The organism is Anaerococcus faecalis (genome assembly GCF_013371425.1).
Taxonomy (GTDB): domain Bacteria; phylum Bacillota; class Clostridia; order Tissierellales; family Peptoniphilaceae; genus Anaerococcus; species Anaerococcus porci.
In genome coordinates this window covers 137531-154355 of sequence record NZ_JABVBA010000005.1, presented here as the reverse complement: position 1 = coordinate 154355, position 16825 = coordinate 137531, and the positions used below count along the sequence as shown (strand labels likewise).

At 28.4% G+C, this 16825-nt stretch carries 15 protein-coding genes; 5 read left to right on the top strand and 10 right to left on the bottom strand.

Annotated features, from left to right (window positions below):
- Window positions 1-94 precede the first annotated feature (94 nt).
- The 4 genes from HV819_RS06340 (at window position 95) to HV819_RS06325 (ending at window position 5536) form a co-directional block, all read left to right on the top strand.
- Window positions 95-2155: an efflux RND transporter permease subunit gene (locus HV819_RS06340; protein ID WP_176269759.1), complete on the top strand. Its 2061-nt coding sequence runs from the start codon at window positions 95-97 to the stop codon at window positions 2153-2155.
- Window positions 2152-4362: a YhgE/Pip domain-containing protein gene (locus HV819_RS06335; RefSeq protein WP_154540207.1), complete on the top strand. Its 2211-nt coding sequence runs from the start codon at window positions 2152-2154 to the stop codon at window positions 4360-4362. Before HV819_RS06340 ends, HV819_RS06335 begins: the two co-directional genes overlap by 4 nt.
- A gap of 283 nt (window positions 4363-4645) precedes the next feature.
- Entirely contained in the window at window positions 4646-5086 is a 441-nt protein-coding gene (locus HV819_RS06330; protein ID WP_154540206.1) for a LytTR family DNA-binding domain-containing protein, read from the top strand.
- Between the two features lie 9 nt (window positions 5087-5095).
- Window positions 5096-5536 (top strand): DUF3021 domain-containing protein, encoded by a 441-nt coding sequence (locus tag HV819_RS06325; protein ID WP_154540204.1) that lies wholly within the window; start codon window positions 5096-5098, stop codon window positions 5534-5536.
- A 437-nt stretch (window positions 5537-5973) separates the two neighbouring features.
- On the opposite strand, the gene tkt is transcribed toward HV819_RS06325, so the two are convergent.
- The 3 genes from tkt to HV819_RS06310 all read right to left on the bottom strand — a co-directional run bounded on the left by tkt (window position 5974) and on the right by HV819_RS06310 (window position 9059).
- Window positions 5974-7959 carry a transketolase gene (gene tkt, locus HV819_RS06320; RefSeq protein WP_176269758.1) on the bottom strand — a complete coding sequence of 662 codons (1986 nt, stop codon included), beginning with the start codon at window positions 7957-7959 and terminating at the stop codon, window positions 5974-5976.
- A gap of 9 nt (window positions 7960-7968) precedes the next feature.
- Window positions 7969-8622, bottom strand: a complete 654-nt coding sequence (gene fsa / locus HV819_RS06315) for a fructose-6-phosphate aldolase (RefSeq protein WP_154540200.1) — start codon at window positions 8620-8622, stop codon at window positions 7969-7971.
- Window positions 8623-8705: 83 nt separating this feature from the next.
- On the bottom strand, window positions 8706-9059 hold the full coding sequence (locus HV819_RS06310; RefSeq protein WP_154540198.1) for a PTS glucitol/sorbitol transporter subunit IIA: 354 nt from the start codon (window positions 9057-9059) through the stop codon (window positions 8706-8708).
- A 170-nt stretch (window positions 9060-9229) separates the two neighbouring features.
- Between HV819_RS06310 and HV819_RS06305 the strand changes: the two genes are divergently transcribed.
- Window positions 9230-10153 (top strand): sugar-binding transcriptional regulator, encoded by a 924-nt coding sequence (locus tag HV819_RS06305; protein WP_154540196.1) that lies wholly within the window; start codon window positions 9230-9232, stop codon window positions 10151-10153.
- A gap of 776 nt (window positions 10154-10929) precedes the next feature.
- Here the strand turns inward: HV819_RS06305 and HV819_RS06300 are convergent.
- From HV819_RS06300 to HV819_RS06270, 7 genes are all read right to left on the bottom strand, one after another.
- Window positions 10930-11379, bottom strand: a complete 450-nt coding sequence (locus HV819_RS06300; protein WP_216629217.1) for a YjbQ family protein — start codon at window positions 11377-11379, stop codon at window positions 10930-10932.
- A gap of 71 nt (window positions 11380-11450) precedes the next feature.
- Window positions 11451-12143, bottom strand: coding sequence for a triose-phosphate isomerase (locus HV819_RS06295; protein WP_154540192.1), 693 nt, complete (start codon window positions 12141-12143; stop codon window positions 11451-11453).
- Window positions 12144-12153: 10 nt separating this feature from the next.
- The gene (locus tag HV819_RS06290) at window positions 12154-12990 is read right to left on the bottom strand and encodes a class II fructose-bisphosphate aldolase (RefSeq protein ID WP_154540190.1); all 837 of its coding nucleotides are present in this window, start codon (window positions 12988-12990) and stop codon (window positions 12154-12156) included.
- A gap of 63 nt (window positions 12991-13053) precedes the next feature.
- The gene (locus tag HV819_RS06285; protein ID WP_154540188.1) at window positions 13054-14301 is read right to left on the bottom strand and encodes an NAD(P)H-dependent oxidoreductase; all 1248 of its coding nucleotides are present in this window, start codon (window positions 14299-14301) and stop codon (window positions 13054-13056) included.
- Window positions 14302-14405: 104 nt separating this feature from the next.
- On the bottom strand, window positions 14406-14768 hold the full coding sequence (locus tag HV819_RS06280) for a transcriptional regulator GutM (protein WP_154540186.1): 363 nt from the start codon (window positions 14766-14768) through the stop codon (window positions 14406-14408).
- Entirely contained in the window at window positions 14761-15759 is a 999-nt protein-coding gene (locus HV819_RS06275) for a 2-hydroxyacid dehydrogenase (protein ID WP_154540184.1), read from the bottom strand. The genes HV819_RS06280 and HV819_RS06275 overlap by 8 nt, the downstream gene beginning before the upstream one ends.
- Window positions 15760-16812, bottom strand: coding sequence for an alcohol dehydrogenase catalytic domain-containing protein (locus HV819_RS06270; protein WP_154540182.1), 1053 nt, complete (start codon window positions 16810-16812; stop codon window positions 15760-15762).
- Window positions 16813-16825: the final 13 nt, after the last annotated feature.

The following is a 16825-nucleotide window of genomic DNA, read 5'->3' as shown; positions in this document are numbered from 1 at the left end:
TATATCACTCACTTGTATATAAATTGACCATTTTAAATTAGATTTAAAATCCTATAATACAAATGTATAAATAGAAAAGGAGTAGTTTAATTTAATGAAAAAAATATTTAAAGAAATTATAAAACATCCAAGGGCTGTTATCCTATCTTTTTTTCTCATGATAGGCATATCTGTCTTTTTTTACCCCAGGATTTCGGTAAACTACAATATTAATGATTACCTGCCAGAAGATAGTGACTCAACTCTTGCCCTTGATAAGATGAATAGTGAATATGATGAGCCAATTCCTAATGCTAGGATTATGATTAAAAATGTTAGCATTAATGAGGCTTTAGCCTATATAGATAAAATAGAAAATATAAAAGGGGTAGATAGTATAAATTGGCTTGATGATATAGTTGATCTTAAAAAGCCTTTAGATACTTATGATAAAAACTTAATTGATAACTACTATAAAAATAAAAACGCCCTTATAAATGTAAGTATAGATGAAGAAAAAACAATCTCTGCTACAAAAGAGATTAGAAAAATCATCGGCGAAAATAATAATATGACAGGTTCTGCTGTTAATACCGCAGTAGCTACCGAATCTACAGTAAGTGAAATAAGAATTATTACTATTGTTGGAGTTATGTTTATGATATTTGCCTTAATACTTACTACAGAATCTTTTATAGAACCTCTTATTGTAGTAATAGGACTTTTTTCTGCAGTTATTATAAATGCAGGAACTAATATTATTTTTGGAGAAATATCTTTTGTAACTAATGCTGCAGGAAATGTACTCCAACTTGCAGTATCTCTTGATTATTCGGTATTTATCCTACACAGATACAAGGAAGAGAAGAAAAAATACAAGCAACATTTAAAGGCGATGGATGAGGCCTTAAACAACTCTTTTTCTTCTATAATTTCATCAGCATCGACTACTATAATAGGATTTTTTGCCTTATGTTTCATGCGTTTTGGTATAGGACGTGACCTAGGACTTGCCCTTGCGAAGGGTATTACAATCTCCCTTGTAACAGTTTTTACCCTAACGCCAGTTTTAATCCTTTATATGGATAAACTAATAGAAAAAACCGAGCACAGATCATTTGTTCCTTCATTTGAAAGGTTTGGAAAACTTGTAACCAGACATATGTATGTATTTGTTGCGATTTTTGTCATCCTTGTAATTCCATCCTATCTTGCATCAAATTCCAACTCGTATTTTTATGGCTCAAGTAGGATTTTTAATGAAGAAACAAAACTTGGACAAGATACTAAAGAAATAGATGATGTCTTTGGAAAAAATGATAATTATGTTTTGCTACTTCCTAAAGGAGAGCTTGAAAAAGAAAAAGAACTTAGCAAGGAATTAAAAAAAATAAGTGAAGTTGATACGATTCTTTCTTATGTTGATACAGTTGGAGAAACCATCCCATCTGAGTTTTTAGATAAGGATATAGAAGAGAAATTCAACTCTAAAGACTACACAAGAATGATTATATCTGTTAAGGCAGACTTTGAAGGTGAAAAAACAACAAAACTCATAGAAAAGATCCAAAGTAAAATAAGTAAATATTACAAAAATGACTACCACCTAGTTGGAGAAGGAATCTCTACTGATGATTTGAGAAAAACTATAACAGAAGATATGAAAGTGGTTAATATAATAGCAATAGTGGCAGTATTTATAGTCCTACTTTTGACAGAAAAAAGTATATCTATACCAGTTATATTGGTTCTTGCTATAGAAACAGCTATATTTATAAACCTATCTATCCCATATTTCATGTCATCTACAGTGTTTTATATCTCTTATCTTATAATATCTACAATACAACTTGGGGCGACTGTTGACTATGCTATATTGTTTACTGAAAGATATTGTGAAACTAGAAAAATTTATAATAAAAAAGAAGCTATAATAGAAACTATTAAATCTTCCACAGTATCAATTCTTACATCAGCATCAACCCTTACAGTTGTAGGCTTCTTACTTGGAAAGTTATCAAGTCATGGAATTTTATCCCAATTAGGATATTTTCTAGGTTTTGGTACTTCAATTTCTCTAATAATAGTTTTATTTGTCTTACCAGGACTTTTATCCATATTTGATAAAATAATACAAAAAACATCAAAAGATTTAGACTTTAAGGAGGTCGTATGAATAAAAAATTAACATCCCTTGTTCTAGCTATCGCCATAGTAGGCACAAGCATAAGTCCAGCTATTGCAAGTGAGGAAAACAAAAAAGAAGAAGTTGTCTACATTAACACTAAAGAGAATGGAGATGTAGATAAAATGAATGTTGTAAATATATTTTCTAAAGGAAATGTAGTCGATTATGGAGATTATGATGAGGTTAAACTTCTAAATTCCAACAAAAAAATAGAAAATAATAAAGGAGAGATAAAGTTCGAAGCTGATAAAGAAAGAACCTACTACCAAGGTGAACTTAAAAACAATCAATCTCCTTGGGATATAGTTATAAAATACTATTTAAATGATAAAGAAATAGATGCAAAAGATATAAAAGGTAAAAATGGTAAAATTAAAATCAGAATAAAAATCAGTAAAAATACAAGTGTAAAAAATGACTATTTTGATAATTACGCCCTTCAAGTAAATACAAAGCTTGATACAGAAAAAATAGAAAATATAAATGCAGAAGGAGCAACACTTGCAAATGAAGGCTCGAATAAATTAATAACATATACTGCTCTTGCTGGTAAGGGGCTTGATAAGGAGATTACATTTGATGCTAAAGATTTTTCCTATCCTGGTTTTTCAATAAATGCTGTTAAACTTTCACTTGATGTAGATATAGATAAGGGTGATATAGATAGTAAAATCAACGAACTAATTGATGCTACAAAACAGCTAAATGATGGATCTAATGACTTAGATAACAAATCAGACGACTTAAAATCAGCTTCATCAGCCCTAAACGATGGTATGGAAAATCTTTCTAGGGGAAATTCCGACTTTTCAAAAGGAGTAGATACACTATATAAATCTATAAGTACGGTTCAAAATGGGCTAACAAGCCTTAATAATAAGTCTGAATCTTTAGTAAATGGATCAAATGAAGTTCAAAATGCCCTAAATGAAATCGAAAAGTCTTTAAATAATATACCAACAGACTCAGATAGGACAGGGGAATTATCAAAAGCCTCAAGCGATATAAGGGATGGAATAAAAACACTTGATGAATCTCTATCATTGGCAATTGATGCAACAAATCCTAAAAGCTATCAAAACACTTTAAAAAGTAAGGGACTTGACCAAGAAAAACTAAGGGCTTCAAACGATCAAGCAATTGGAGAGATAGATGAAACTATAAAATTATTAAAACAACAATTAGCCTTAGCTGAACTTAATAATACTTCTGAAAACAAAGAGAATAATCAAAACAAGGAAAATAATCAAAATAAGGAAAATAACACCAAAAATATTCCAAGTGAAAATCCTAATTCAGGTAATAATAAAGAACAAAGTCCTCAAAAAGATGAAAATAAAGATACAGATAAAGAAAAGGAAAAAACACCAGGCGAAAATGATGACAATATAAAAAGTAATGATGATAATAAAGAAAGTGAAAATATAAAAACCAAGGCCATAACTGCTATTAAAACTTCAAATCAAAATGCTGATATGATAAGGCAACAAATATATATGCTTGAAAATACTAAAAAACTTCTACAAGCAAATAACGCCAATATAGATGGTACAAATGTCTATCTTAAAGGAGTAAACGATTCATTTTCTCAAATAAAAAATGGAGCAAACATATTAAATACAAACTATGAAAAATTTGATAAAGAAATCCAAAATATTTCATCAAGATTAACTGAACTTAAAATCCAAAGTCAAAGATTAAGTGATGCTATAAGAAAGCTTAATGCTAACTATAAGCTCTTAAATCAAGGAATCATATCCTACACATCTTCCCTTGCTAAGATAGAAAGAGGAAATATGCAAATCTTAAAAGGAGTTGAAGACCTATCTACTGCAAATTCAAAACTTGTTAAAGGATCTAATGACTTAAAAGATGGTACAAATAAGCTAAATGAAGGTATAAACCAGTATACCGATGGTGTTGGTAAGCTTAATAATGGAATAAATGAATTCTATAATGAAACTTCTGGTATGGACAAAGATCTAAATAAAAAAATTGATGAGATAAAAAAATCCTTAGGAGATAAAAACACTCCAACCAAATCATTCTCATCAGACAAAAATGGTGAAATAAAAAGTTTACAATTTGTAATCCAAACAGAAAAAATCGAAAAAGAAGAAGAAAAAACTGAAAGTATTAAAGAAAAGAAAGAAGATAAAAACTTTATAGAAAAATTTAAAGACCTATTTAAATAGAAACAAAACAGGGACTTTTGCAGAATAAATTAATTGTTTAAAAATTATTACAAATTTCTCCACAACAATTTGGACTCCATGAGCCGGCAGGCTATTCTCAAATTGTCTATGAGTAACTTGTAATTATTAAACGTTAGAAATTCATAATTTTGCAACATTTCCTTTTTTTATTTGACCACTTATCCTAATATTTTTGCCACTTGTCCAAAATATGATGAAAATTAAATTATAGGTCTTATAATAATATCAAGATATATATATCAAATATTTTAAGGAGGTTAGTTTGAAAGTTGAGATAATCATAGATAAGTCACTAGATGATACCTTGGTAAAAATATATACACCTTCCTATTCCAAAGATATAGAAAGTATTCAAAAGTCACTTGAAAATTTAAATAAAAATGTCCTAGTGGGTTTTAAAGATGGTGAGGTCTATATACTTGATTATAAGGACATAGTAAGATTTACTACAAATGATAAGAAAATATATATAGAAACTTTAGATAATAGATTTATGACAAGGCTTAGACTTTATGAAATAGCAGAGAGGGTAGATAATAAGTATTTTTTAAAGATATCTAGGTATGAAATTATAAATATAGAATATGTAAAAAGACTAGACCTATCCTTTAAAGGAACTATAGCAATAGAATTTAAAAATGGAGAAGTTTCATATGTGTCTAGAAGGTATTTGAAAGAATTTAAAAAAATGTTAGGATTTTAGGAGGATATTATGAAAAAATTTTTTAAATATATTATTTCTTTTGTAATCGGAGTTGGTATAGGTAATTTGATTGAACTATTTATATCAATGCTACTAGGAAAGCTTATGGTAGGTGTACCAGAATTTGTAAATAGTCAAAGTTCACTTCTTAATGCAAAAATAATTGAAACAATCCTATATGGTGGTTTTGGAATAGTGGCAAATTTTCTCGGAGGAAAAATCACCTATGAAAATTTAAGTAAAAATACCATAATTCATTTTCTAGGAATGGTTATTTACTTTTCTATAACAGGCTTATATCTAAAATGGTTTGCTTCAATATCAAGTCTTATAATACCATTAGTAAGCTTCACTCTTATATATGCACTTATATGGTATATAATCTATAGGACGGAGAAAATGGAGGTTCAAAAGATTAATAAAAAATTAAATGAAATTAACAAAGAATAAACAACAAAATAGTGAGAGTATATGAAAAGTTTGGTGTATCAACCTAAATCCTTATAAGAAGGTAAGGGTTGATACATTTTTATGTATCAATATTTATCCATTCCCATGAAATAGAACTTAACTTAATTTTACTTAAGCTAATAAGCCGTCAAAATTTATGAAAATTTGCAGATATTTTATATACTTTCTACTTTTTTCTAGGATATAATTATTTGAAAATATTGTTTTGCTTCTGCTTTTTTGGAATATTAAAATGGGGCTATTGCAGAATGAATTAATTGTTCTAAAATCATTACAACGAAAATTTTCTCAATGAACTCAGCCTATTTTCAAATTATCTATGGCTTACTTGTAATGATAGAGTGTTAGAAATTCACAATTTTACAACAGTCCCATTTTTTATCTATAAACTATTTTACAATTTTTAGCTTGTTTAACTAATTATCAAATTTTTCAATAAATAGATTTACTATATTGTCTATATTAAATCCTAACTCTTTAGTAACTTCCTCACCTTTGCCTGAAATTCCAAAGTCATTTATAGAAACATTTATTCCTTTGTCACCTGTAAATTCACTCCAACCAAATGATGAAGCCATTTCTATACTTATCCTATTTTTAATATTTGATGGCAAGATTTTTTCCTTATATTCTTTATCTTGTTTTCTAAATAATTCCATTGAAGGCATACTTGCTACTCTTACATATTTGCCTTTTTCTTTTAATTTTTCTTGTGCTTTTAGAGCAAGATCTACTTCTGAACCCGTTGCTATAAGTATTCCATCAACTTTTTCACTGTCTTTTATTATATAGGCTCCCTTTTCGATTGTTTCAATTTCCTCTGTTTCTTTTAGATTCTTTAAATTTTGGCGTGATAGAACTATCACTACTGGACTTTCTTTGCTCTCTAGAGCTATTTTCCATGATAGCCTTACTTCATTCGCATCTGCAGGCCTTAATACTATAATGTTTGGAATAGATCTTAACATAGCTAATTGCTCTACTGCTTCATGCGTAGGACCATCTTCTCCAACTGCTATAGAATCATGGGTAAATACATATGTTAGTGGTAGTTTTGAAAGGGCTGACAATCTGATTGCAGCTTTTAGATAATCTGCAAATACAAAAAATGTAGATACATGATGGAAGCTACCCCCATGAGCTATTATTCCATTACCAATCGCTGCCATTGCAAATTCTCTTACCCCATACCAAATATTTCTACCTTTTGGATCATCTTTAAAAGATTTTGATTTCTTTATATCTGTTTTATTAGATGAAAATAGATCGGCACTTCCACCCCAAAAGTTTATTTCATTTTTGGCTATATCCTGAATTATTTGTCCACTTGATGCCCTACTTGCTAGAGCATCCATTTTTGAGTCATATTTCTTTACATTTCTAAATAGATTTTCATCAATTTTTCTTTCAATTCCATTTATTAGTGATTTGTAGTTGTCTGGAAAGTAAATTTCATATTGGCTTAAAAGTTCATTCCATTTTTTGTTTTTTTCTTTTCCCCTTTTTATTATTTCTTCTTCAAACTTTTTATATACTTCTTCTGGTATTTTGAAGTCTTCATATTCCCACTTATAAGATTTTTTTGCAAAGTCAAAGTCTTCTTTTCCTATAGGTGCCCCATGAACTTTATTTGTACCTTGATTTTGAGAACCATAGCCAATTATTGTTTTTATCTCTATTAGGCTTGGCTTATTTTCTTTTTTAGCATCTTCTATTGCCTTGTATATATCCTCTAGATTTTCTCCATCTTCAACTTTGATGTAATTCCAGTTAATAGATTCCATTCTTTTTTCTATGTCTTCTGAGAAAGATGTTGATAGATTTCCATCTAGGCATATATTATTAGAATCATATAATACTATCAGCTTATCAAGTTTTAAATGCCCTGCAAGGCTCATAGATTCATAGGATATTCCTTCCATCAAGTCACCATCTCCACATAAAGCGTAAGTATAGTGATCAATTATTGGAAATTCTGGCTTATTATATAAGGAAGCCATATGTTTTTCAGCAATTGCCATTCCTACAGCATTAGCAATTCCTTGTCCTAGAGGACCAGTTGTGACTTCTACTCCATCTGTATGCATCCTTTCTGGATGACCTGGAGTTTTTGATCCTATTTGTCTAAAATTTTTTAAGTCGTCTATGCTTAAGTCATATCCTGAAAGGTGAAGTAGTGAATATAGCAAGGCAGAGCCATGGCCTGCTGATAAAACAAATCTATCTCTATTAAACCATGAAGAGTTTTTTGGGTTTACATTTAAGATTTTGTTCCATAGAACATAGGCCATTGGTCCTGCTCCCATTACTATGCCTGGATGACCACTATTGGCTTTTTCTATTTGTGCTATTGATAGGCTTCTTACTGCAGAGACAGCTAAAGCATCGTTTTTATCAAACATATCTTTCTCCTACTTTTCTCTTTTAACAAAGTTATCCCAGTCTTTTTTGAAATTTTCTATTCCTTGACTTGTTAGTGGGTGGGTCCACATTTTCTCAAATAATGTTCCTGGTATTGTTGCTATATCACTTCCTGCTAAGGCTGCTTCTTCTAGATGTTTGTTTGTTCTTATTGATGCTGCTATTATTTCACTTTCAAGTCCATAGTTTTCTAGAACTTGTTTTAATTTATAGATTAGTTCTACTCCATCTTCTCCCATATCGTCTATTCTTCCTATAAATGGTGATATATAGCTTGCTCCTGCTTTTGCTGCCATTAGTCCTTGGCTTACTGAGAATATTAGGGTACAGTTTGTCTTTATCCCTTCTTTTGAAAGGGTGTTTATTGCTTTTAGACCTTCTTCTGTCATTGGTATCTTTACTACTATATTTTCTGCCCATTTTGCTATTTCTCTTGCTTGTTTTACCATCTCATCATATGTGTAGCTTGTAACTTCTGCTGATATTGGGCCATCTACTATTGATGCTATTTCTGTTACTACTTCTTTGAAGTCTCTTCCTTCTTTGTTTATTAGTGAGGGATTGGTTGTTACTCCATCACATAGACCTAGGTCATTTATTCGTTTTATTTGTTCGACATTTGCTGTGTCTAGAAAAAATTTCATTTTTTACTCCTTTTATTTTTCTAATAATATTTTACTTAATACCTTTATTAAATATAAGTTAAAATAAAACATTTTATGGAATATTAAGCGATAATCTCTATAATATCGTTTTCTTTAAATGTAGGGAAGCTATTATCTTTAACATGAATAGAGCCTGGTAGTACACTTTCATTCGATCCAATATGAACTGCAACATGTCCTAATTTATTGAAATTATCATTTGCAACTTCCCCAACTTTTTCAATCTCATATTCAATATTATTTATAATAAGCATACCACCAACCTTAAAATATTCTTTAATTTCATCTCTTTTAAAATCAATTATTACACTAAAATCTTTTAATTCAGGTGGAGCTTCTACACCAAAAAGAATAAATATCTTATCGTCTTTGAATTCATTAACTAATTGCCCAACTTCAATTATTTTAATTTTCATTATAAAACTCTCCTTTTTTAATCACATTTATAAACAAATCACTTCATATATAATTACAAACCTACTTAATTTTGTTAAATTTATTTTATTATATCATACAATTAATAACTAGATTTTCAAATGTAAAATATGTTATAATATTACCGAATATATTCAAAAGAGGAGTAATTATGAAACAAAGATTAGATTTGCTAGTAGATGTAGCATCAATGTTTTACGAGAATGATATAACTCAAACAGAAATATCAAAAAAGTTAAAGATTTCCAGACCAACAGTTGCTGCACTTTTACAAGAAGCAAAAAAACAAGGAATTGTTAGAATATCTATTGTAAATCAAAATACCAATTCAGTTAAGATTCAAGAAGAAATAAAACTTAAATATAATGTAAAAGAAGTTATAGTATCTAGCAGTAATTCTATGAATCCTAAATTAGATGTAGGCATTCTGTGTGCAGAATATATAGAAAATAGAAGTAATGAAAACTTAAAAATTGGTATAGGCTTTGGTACAACTGTAAATAGCTTTATAAAAAGTGCAAACTATATTAAAACTAACTTTAAAAGCATTGTACCTATTATGGGCGGAGTTGAATTAGAAAACGAAGCATTACATTCAAATTTGTTATGTTTTACTTTATCTCAAAAATATAGGTGTAAAAGAAGTTTCTTTTATGCTCCAGTAAAAGCTGAAAATCAATCTCAAAAACAAATGTTAATGGATTCAAAATTTGTAAACAAAGCAATTGATAATGCCAAAAGTGTTGACATAGCAATAGTGGGTGTTGGAAATCCTTTAAAAAGTTCAACTTACTTGAAACTAGATTATATTAAAAAGAAAGATCTCAATATACTCAATAAAAATTCAGCAGTTGGAGATATAGTAACTACATTTTTCGATTCTAATACAAAACCAATAAAAACACCTTTAACTGATAATTTTATAGGACTAAATATAAATGATTTAAAAGAAATTCCTGAGGTTGTTGTTTTAGCCAGCGGAATAGAAAAGCTAGACGCTATAAAAGCATTAATTATGAATGATGTTGCTGACACATTTATAATTGATTATGACATAGCAAAAAATTTATTATAAATTTATTCATTCTATTAATATTTCTTTATTAAATAAATATATATTACAGAAAATCCAAACCTCTCCTCATTGCTTCTAATGAGGAGTAGCCCTATTAATCTAGTAATCGAATATTTGCTTGAAAGTATTCTTATTATTTTATCATATCTTCTATTTCATCATTTATTTTTAATGTTATTTGTTATTCTAAGTTTGAAATAAGCCTCATCCTTATTTTTAAACGTTTAAGATTTTGCTATTTCATAAATCTATTATTCTCTTTTTACTTCTATATTATTCCCATTACTATATAAAACTTTTGATAATACTGTGTTTTTATTACTTTTGAAACTTTTATAGTTTAAAATTTTTAGATATAAATTCTAACATTGTATTAAAGAGTGCTTTTTCATTTAATTATTTTTTCTAAACTATATTCCTGTTTTTTATATATCATAGTATCTGTTTTTTGTTATATAATTATATTTTTAGCATTCATTTTCTATGCTTTTCTATCAATTTGTAAGCAGTATTTTTTAGATATAATTACTCCTCTTCCTCCATAATTTCTTTAAAAACTCAGAACAAAGTAGTTTTTAATAACCTTATTATAAACAGAATCATTAATTAAATTTAATAAAATTTTATTATTAATTATAAAATATAATTGATAATTTTATACACATGCTATTTATTAAAAATATTTATCAATCAAGGCTTCAATTGACCTTTATTTTACACAATTATATTGATTTCATCTAAATAGTATTTATATTTAACAACTAAACTATAATATATTAATCGCCTATTATTACAATTTTGCACTTTCTAATTCTCGATCTTGTTTTATCAAAATCAACAAAATATATATATCCCGTTTTCCCGATTGAAAGTTCATTATTTTCAACAGCGAATGTTTCAGATGATCCTATAATGGTCGATTTAATATGAGCATCACCATTCCATAAAGCAGTCTTATCACCATTAGGCAAGTATTCTGATGCATTTGGCCATGACTCAACTGCTTCATAATGAGCTTTTCCAGGATAATTATATCGCTCTGAATCATCATGATCTGGTACTATTTTTTTTAAAGAAGAATTTAAATCATACTGTAAATATTCCGTACCATCTTCAAATTTATCATGTGAATATTCTTCAAAATAAACAGAACACGTAGTATGAGGACTTATTACAACACATATTCCATCTTTTATCTTGCTTTCTTTAATTGCATCTTTTACCATATTAGTAATGTCTGCAAATTTAACCCTTTTCCCTTTCAAATTTAATTCGATTGTTTTTATCTTAACCATATCTAATTCCTATCTTTAACTGCTTTAACAAGAGATTCAACCATATCTTTTAACATTTTTTTAGGATTATCAGCTTTTACAATTCCACTGGTACATCCTGTTCCATCTGCTCCCATGAGTATTGTTCTATATACATCTTTAGCTGAACTTATACCTGCAGCCTGCATAATCAATACATCTTTATTGGCTTTTCTAATAATAGAATTTGTTTTATTAATGTATGACTCATCGCTTACTTTTCCAGTTCCTATTAATTCTGTTGGTTCACATAAAATAATATCCGGATTAAATGTTGCAATGGATCTAGCCTCATCAATACTATCAGCACAGACTATAGTAATAATCCCTAATTGCTTTGCTCTTTTAACTGATCTGGATAAATCTGATATAGATTGTTGATGCTCTGCATGATTTAAAAAAGTAGCCTCTACACCAATATCTTTTAAAGTCTCAGGTACTACTCTACCCATTCCTCGACCTAGCTCTATTTGATCAATGTGTTGAGCTGAAACTTTAATATATTTAAAACAATCTACTAATTCTTTAAGATATATATTAGGACTTGTTACATAAATATCTATTATATCTTTATATTTATTAGCAAGATCATTAGCAACTTTTGATAATTCAAGTGTTTCTTTTCTTAAAAGATAAGATTTCGGATTAAATATAAAAAAAGGTTTCTTTTTTATCATAAATATCTCCTTATTTAAACATAATTGTGTCAAATACATGATAATAATGCTTTAATACATTAATAAAACTAGACTCTGCGACTTGATTCATTTCTGCATAATTATTGGTTTTACTATTTAAAATATCTTTGTGTGCAGCAGTTATAAAGTCGGTATAAATATTTATTTTACTTATACCATTTTTTACACATTTATTTAAATTCTTATCACCAGTCGATGAGCCACCATGAAGAACTAATGGAATATCCACGCTATTACTTATCTCTTTTAGTCTTTCGAAATTTAATTTAGGAATACCTTTATATAACCCATGTGCTGTACCTATAGATACAGCTAATGAATCAACTTTTGTACTAGACACAAATTCAATAACATCTTCAACCTCTGTATAAATAGATTCATTAATTTCATTAGATTCGCTTGTATCATTTGCTCCAACATGCCCCAATTCAGATTCGACAGTAACATTGTATTTATGAGCATAATCAACAACTTTTTTTGTTATTAATATATTCTCTCTAAATGCTTTATTTGATGCATCTATCATTACTGATGTAAATCCTAAATCTATAGCTTTAAAAACAGTCTCTATATCTTCACCATGATCTAAATGCAAAACAATTGGTACTTTTGATTTTTCAGCGTAGAATTTACCTATAATTGCAGCTTCTTCTAATGAAATTAAATTCTTATGTGATTGTGCATATGCAACTATTAATGGCAATTTATAATCTTCTGCAGCTCTAATATAAGCTCTTATACTATTCAAATCTATAAAGTTGGCTGATGGAATTGCAATCTTTAAATCTCTACATTTGTTAAGAATTTCTCTTGAATTTATTAACATATTAGTCTCCTTTCTAATTATCTTATAAATTAATAGGAGCTAAAGTATAACTCCTATTAATAATTATCCTATAAACTCATCTTGAAGTTTTCTTAATTTATACACTGATGTGTTTGTATCGATTTCTGTATTTTCGAAAGTTAGATAAGAATCAGCTGGTATATCTTCTTTTGCTATAGTATCTCCGGTTATTAAACCAATTGGAATATGTTTGTTGTTCATACAATCTTCATGTTTCTCGATAACTCCTCTTACACAATAACCACCAATACCATCGATTATTTCACCTTTTTTAATATCTTTTTTGGTATATGCAACTGTATCAGAAACAGGAATTCCTAAAGGTACTATAGAATGGTCATTATTTAAAACAGCTTTAGCTATAGATATTGGTGTTTCTAATGATGCCAAATGGAAAGGTCTATATAATATATGTCTATCTTTCTCACCTTTTTTCATTAAATAATTTAACTCTTCTTTTACTCCATCATTTTGGCCTTTTACAATAACAAATACTCCTGGGGCTAAACCATCTACATATTCTACAACACCATAGTTATCAAGTACTCCTCCTTCAGATTTTAATTTTAATTGGTCAACAGTTCCATCTAAATCACCAGATATACCATGCATTCCTACTATATCAGGTTTAAATCCTATAGCGTTAGAAAGAAGATTCATTTCAGCCATAGTTTTTGTACCATCTTGAAAAGCGGTTAACATATGTGGATTCATATTCTTTCTATCTGCTTCTTCTCTTGATGTATCCGGATTTGCATGAACTTTTAATTTATTATTTTTACCTTTCCCTGCAACTAATACTTCCATACCCATTGCCTTAGCAAATTCATAAAGTTTGACAACTTCTGCAGGTTCATCACCGTTTGATCCTGTATATACTAATCCAGCAGAATCAAATAATTTTTTCATTATAGATCCAATAGTAATATCTATCTCTACATTTAAAAGAACAAGATTTTTTTTAGCTAAAAGTGATTCTAAACAAACCTTTGCGCCGACTTCAGTGACACCTGTTGCTTCTACAACAACTTCTACTTCATCATTATTAATAACATCTCTGTAATCAGTTGAGGTTAGTATGTCTACTTTATTATCAAGATTTTTATTAAAAGCATCTCTAGCTTTATTTGCCGCTTCCAAGTTTAAATCTGAAATACCAGTGACAATCATTCCTGGAATTGTGGAGATTTGTGCAATCATACCTCTTCCCATTTGTCCTGCACCAATTACTCCTACTTTAATAGGATTTTTTTCTTCTTCTCTTTTTTTTAGTTGATCATATAATGTCATTTTTTACTCCTTTAAATAAAATTATCATATTGTAACTTTTCTATATATAGTATAAAAGCTTTTTTTACATTTGTCAACTTTATTTACAAAAGCAAATTATAATTTTATTTTATATCTCTTATTTGATCATATGCACTGTCAATTGCAATTTTATATTTTTCATATTCTTTTTTTGATTTAATATCAGAAAGATTACAACCTTTAATACTATCTAATTCTTTAAATTTTGAAAATATGCTAATACCTTTTAAAACTTGAGCTTCTAAAATATTTTCATATTTATCAATTATTAATACAAATATTGTTTTATTGAAAAATTTTCTTTTATCTATTCCTATTCCGAAATATCCTGAATTATATTTTTTATATAATGTTTTGATTTTTGTATTATAATATTTCAAATATTTGTATCTAGCAAAAGTTTGTAGTATTGATATAATTATTAAAGCAATTATTATTTTATTCATTCAATTTATTTAAGATACTCCTTACCAATATATTTGGAGAATTTTTAAAATTATCTAAAGTTGAACCTGCAATATGACTAGTAATTGTTATATTATCCAATTTTGTAAATGGATGATCTTTAGGCAATGGTTCTATATCAAATACATCTATTGAGGCAGATGCTATTTTTTTATTAATCAAGGCATCTAAGAGTGCCTTTTCTCTGATCAATCCACTTCTAGCTGTATTTATTATAATTGCAGAATTTTTCATTTTATCGAAATCTTCATAATCTATCATATTTTTTGTTTCTTTTGTCAATCTAGTATGTATAGAAATTATATCCGACCTTTTTAACAACTCATCTTTGCTTACTTTTTCAAATTTCTCTACATTTTCAATATAGTCATCATTAACTATTATCTTAGGTCCAAATGATGACAACAGTTTTGCCACTTCTTTCCCTATTGACCCATAACCTATTAAACCAATAGTTGAAGATTTAATTGATAAAGGTAATGTTCCATTAGGAAATTTTTTCCTCCATTCCCCATTTTTTAAACTGTAATTTGATCTAGCTATATTTCTTGATTCTGATATCATTAAACCTACTGTAAATTCTGATACTGAAATATTAGACCTACCCATAGTATTAAATACTGTGATACCCTTAGATTCAGCGTATTCTTTACATATGTTTTCAGTTCCTCCTCTTAATACTCCTAGTATTTTTAAATTTTTAGCTTTATTAATGATATCTTTTCCTATTGGTGCAAACTGAGTAATTATTATTTCATAATCTTCTAAATTTTTTTTGAAAGATTCTGGCAACTCAATAGCTTCGCTTCCTTCATGTTCGAGCAAAATATTATCATCTTGTAGTGCTTCTAAGCTATCATGATACCAGTTTCTAATATCAATTTGATATCCAATATCCTCTAAAGGTTTAAATCCATCTCTCATCATTTGCTCATTGATAAATAAATCAGCAAATATTAAACATTTTTTCATTTATTTCTCCTCATTTAGAATTAATGATACTCTGAAACTATCTTTTGTTGCGGCTTTTTTGAATGCATCATCAATATCACTGAACTTATATTTTGCTTCTATTAAAGGTTTTACATTTATAGAGTTATTTGATAATAAATCAGCAGCTCTATTAAAATCATATAGCTTTGATCCATATGCCCCATACATATTTAATCTTCTATAATGAATCATATTAGAGTCAACTTTTAATTCTGGTTTTGGGTAACCGGCAGCGTAAAATAAAATTTGTGCATCATAATTCTTAGTCAAATCTAAAGATTGTTGATTTGCCGAACTAGAACCAGCTGCAACTATTGCTATATCGGCTAATTTTTTGTTGAATTTTTCTTTTATCAAATCTTTATATGAGCAATCTTTAGGATTAATAGTATCTAGACTTAATCTATTTGCAACTTTATTTTTCTTTTCATTTGTTCCTAAGATAATTACATTTGCACCTAAGCTTTTTGCATATAATGCATTTAGTATTCCCATAGTTCCTGATCCGATAACAATTACATTGCTTTCGGAATTTATCGTTAATTTATCTATTCCTGCTATTACTGAAGAAAGAGGTTCTACAAAAGCTCCTTCAGAAAAATCTAATTTTTTGGATAGCTTTACAAAAGATTTAGCTTTTCTTTTAAAATAGTCTGCAAAACCAAAGATACCATAAAATTCGCTTGAATAATTTTTTCCAAATTGATCTATATTTTCACAATTTGTAATATAACCTTTTTTACAAGATTCACACACCCCGCAATAATCATATACAATTGCTACATGATCTCCTATTCCAAAAGAATCTCCAACATTTTTCCCTTTAGCTACCACTATACCTGCACACTCATGACCTCCAGCCATAGGGTATCCTTGATGTTCTCTTTTTCCTTGCCATTGTTGATAATCAGTTGTACAGATATTACAAGCCATCTGTTTAACTAAAATCTCATCATCTTCTATAGCACTCATATCTCTAGAAAATAATTCTATTTTATTTTTTTTTGTTAATGCATAAAAATTAAATTTCATCTTTATATACTCC